3 protein-coding genes and 1 tRNA gene are annotated in these 3134 nt (G+C 55.9%); 2 read left to right on the forward strand and 2 right to left on the reverse strand.

Annotated elements, in window-relative coordinates; all coding sequences use genetic code 11:
• The first annotated feature begins 62 nt into the window (after window positions 1–62).
• Window positions 63–139: transfer RNA gene (locus QZ268_RS16070), tRNA-Met, on the forward strand.
• Here the strand turns inward: QZ268_RS16070 and QZ268_RS16075 are convergent.
• The gene (locus QZ268_RS16075; protein ID WP_295454630.1) at window positions 125–1798 is read right to left on the reverse strand and encodes a recombinase family protein; all 1674 of its coding nucleotides are present in this window, start codon (window positions 1796–1798) and stop codon (window positions 125–127) included. The two genes, QZ268_RS16070 and QZ268_RS16075, sit on opposite strands and share 15 nt — an antisense overlap.
• Entirely contained in the window at window positions 1799–2011 is a 213-nt protein-coding gene (locus tag QZ268_RS16080) for a hypothetical protein (protein ID WP_295454631.1), read from the reverse strand.
• Window positions 2012–2196: 185 nt separating this feature from the next.
• Between QZ268_RS16080 and QZ268_RS16085 the strand changes: the two genes are divergently transcribed.
• The gene (locus QZ268_RS16085; RefSeq protein WP_295454633.1) at window positions 2197–2661 is read left to right on the forward strand and encodes a hypothetical protein; all 465 of its coding nucleotides are present in this window, start codon (window positions 2197–2199) and stop codon (window positions 2659–2661) included.
• Window positions 2662–3134: the final 473 nt, after the last annotated feature.

Raw genomic sequence — 3134 nt, forward strand, 5'->3', positions numbered from 1 at the left:
TTAACGCTAACTACTAGGACAAATCGTCCTCAAGTACAAAAGCGATAGAACATCATAACTGTCGCGGGATGGAGCAGCCCGGTAGCTCGTCAGGCTCATAACCTGAAGGTCGTAGGTTCAAATCCTACTCCCGCAACCAAGAAAGCGAACTTTCGCTAATATCCAAGCCCGCCCCTCCGGCGGGCTTTGTTACGTTCAGCATCTCCAATAGCTTACCACGAAGCTCAAGCGCGTGATGCTTCGCATCCGCGTCCCAGGTCACCACCACAGTATTAACCCATTGATGCAGCTCGTCGCTCGCACGGCCCGAGACGTCCTCGTCTGATAGGGTGCCCACCAGATCGTCAATATGGGCACGGTAGAAGACAGGGAGGTCCTCCGGCAATGTGACCGGGGTGGGCTTGATGGCCTCGCGGTTGGCTTCTGCGGCTTTGAGGTCAGCCTCCAGTTCCTTCAGGCGCGCCTTTAGAGAGGTTGGCGCATCTCCATCTTCTACGGCCTGCACAATGTTCGCGATCTTGGTCTTCAAATCGTGAATGGTCTTGTCGTGCAGTTTGAGCATTTGACCGTTCTCTTCTGCTTCCGCCTTTTTGCGCGCCAGAAAGTTCTCCCGGAATTCTGTATAGGCTTCGTCCTGCATCAGACCCGATTTGAGGCCCGAGAGGATGGAGGTGGCTGCGTCTTGCTCTTTGAGGCCGCGCATACCACTACAAACTGATGCGCCTTTCTCCTTGGCGTTGGCGCAGTAATAGCGTCGCGCCTTGCCGCTGCCTGCCACGGTGAGATTGCCGCCGCACTGGCCGCAGGTCATTAACCCGGACAGCAAGTATTTGCGCCGCCGAAATGATTGCCCAACAGAGAGACCTTTTTTGTCCGTGGCGGGTGTGGTGCTGCGCACCTTTCTGTGCCCCGCTTGCACAGCTTTGACGGCATCCCACAGCTCTTGGTCGATGATCCGCAGGTCGGGGACTTCTTGGATCTCCCAGTCTTCCACGGGATTTAGGCGTGAGACCCGTTTGCCGGTCTCGGGGTGTTTGGAATAGCGTAGGCGGTTCCAAATCCGGCGACCAATATAGAGCTCGTTGTTCAGGATTCCTGTCCCCCGGGTGGGGTTGCCGTTGATGGTGTTTTGCTTCCAATGTCCACTGGTTATGCGTTTGGTATTGGCGGCCGGTGAGGGGATGCCGTCTGCATTGAGTTGCGCCGCGATTTTGATCGGTGAGGCACCTGACGCATAGTCAGTGAAGATCCGGCGAATGATCGCCGCTTCGTTGTCGTCGATTGTGAGCTGGCCCTTTTTGGCTATGCCGTCCGGCCCAATGCTCAGGGCGTATCCATATGATCTGCCGCCTGCGCTCTGGCCACGTTCAAACTTTCCGCGCAGTCCGCGCCGGGTTTTGAGGGCGAGGTCTTCAAGAAATATCTGTGCCATCGTGGACATAATGCCAATGTCGAGCAGACCGAGCTTACCTTTGCCCAACTGATGAAGCTCAATGTCTGCGAAGGTGGCCGCTTTGTAGAAGTTCGAGGCCCGTTCCAGGTCGCGCCCGAGGCGGTCGACGTGTTCGAACAAGACAATGTCAAAGGATCGCGCGTGGATCGCGGCAAGTAGCTCCTGAAACCCCGGGCGATCCCGCAGAGCGCCGGACAAACCGGCGTCGGCGTATTCTTTGACCACTTCATATCCGCTGCGTTCTGCGTGTTTGCGGCATTCACTGAATTGGTCATCGACGGACTTGGGGTTTTGCATGTCCGAGGAGTAGCGCGCATAAATCGCGACGCGGGGTTTGTCAGTCATTCAGAATCTTCTTGAGTCGCAAAACTGCCGTGGCCAGAAAGATGATACAAATACAAGTTTAGTGATCTGTGGTGCGGCTTGCCTTAATCCCGTCAAAATCGGCTCTATGATCAAGATCACTGCGTTCGGTGTTTCTTCCTTCGTTCCGCCCTCCTGGGTGGCCCGCTTGGCGGCGACTTCGGCAATCAGGTCGATCAGATTTGTGAGGGTCATTCGCTTCTCCTTCGGTTGTGGACACTCAAAAACCAACAACACGATGAGATCGGTGGCCTGCTACGGTTGGTCGTTTACGCCCGCACAGAGAGGATCTGTGCGGGCGTCTCTGTATGGGCGGCGCGCTGAAATCTGTAGCAGCAGAAGGGTCGCCAGCGCGCCTGACGCGGGGTGTCTAAGCCCGCGTGTCTCTTGTGGTGTCAGAGCGTCTGACGCAGCTCTTCCAGTGCCTCCTGTGCGTGCATCAGGTCGTGCACGGCCTGCAGGGTCTCGTAGAAGAAATTGATCTTCTTTGCGACGACGTCAAAGAGCATCTTCGGCAGGCAATCTCCGAACATAATCTTCAAGAATTTTTGGGAGCCGTGCTCGATGAACTCGACATACTGTCAACGCACACCCGCGTCGAATACCCTTTTGTGGATGAAATCACGGTCGAAAAGATCGACCAGTCGCATGTGTATGTGGGCGTCACGGGTGACGCGAATGTCGAACTCGTATACGGGTCAGGGTCCGATTTCCGCCAGGGTGAAGGCGCAACGCTGGATGATTCATTTCCCTTCGAGATGAGCTTGCGGTCTCCTGTCACTGATTTTGACAAATTCGAGACCATTCAGCCGATTAAGGTCGATACGTCTTCTTGGTACGAGTAAGGAATTCAGGCATCATTCGGACAGACAACCAATCCGATACGTGCGCCGTGTCGTGTCGGCGAGTTGAGCATCCGAAGCCAAGGCTTTCCCGCGCTTACGCCCACTCTCAGATAACTCTGGCAATGCCCTCCTGGCCAAGCCGGAAGAAAAAGACGCCGTTATGCGTGATCTCGCGCGACTTTTTCAGATAGACGAAGACCACAACATCTGATGTGCCGTCGAACTCGCTGGCGACGCCGTGCGCGAGAAGGCGCGCCTCGGCCGTTAGGGCCGCCGCGGATGGGGCGCGATGTTCGAGACGGCGCGCAAAGAAGCGCTTGTGCGAGTCAATGCTGTGAACTCACGGTGAAGTGCAGTTCTTGATATCTCGTTTTACTCCAACCGGTTCTGAATTTCCATCAGGTTGCTTTCAAAGACCTCAGCGGGCGTCCGGTAGCCAAGGCACTTGCGCGGCGTTTCGTTGAGGCGGTGGC

This window comes from uncultured Pseudophaeobacter sp. (assembly GCA_905479575.1).
In the GTDB taxonomy this organism is placed as follows: domain Bacteria; phylum Pseudomonadota; class Alphaproteobacteria; order Rhodobacterales; family Rhodobacteraceae; genus Pseudophaeobacter.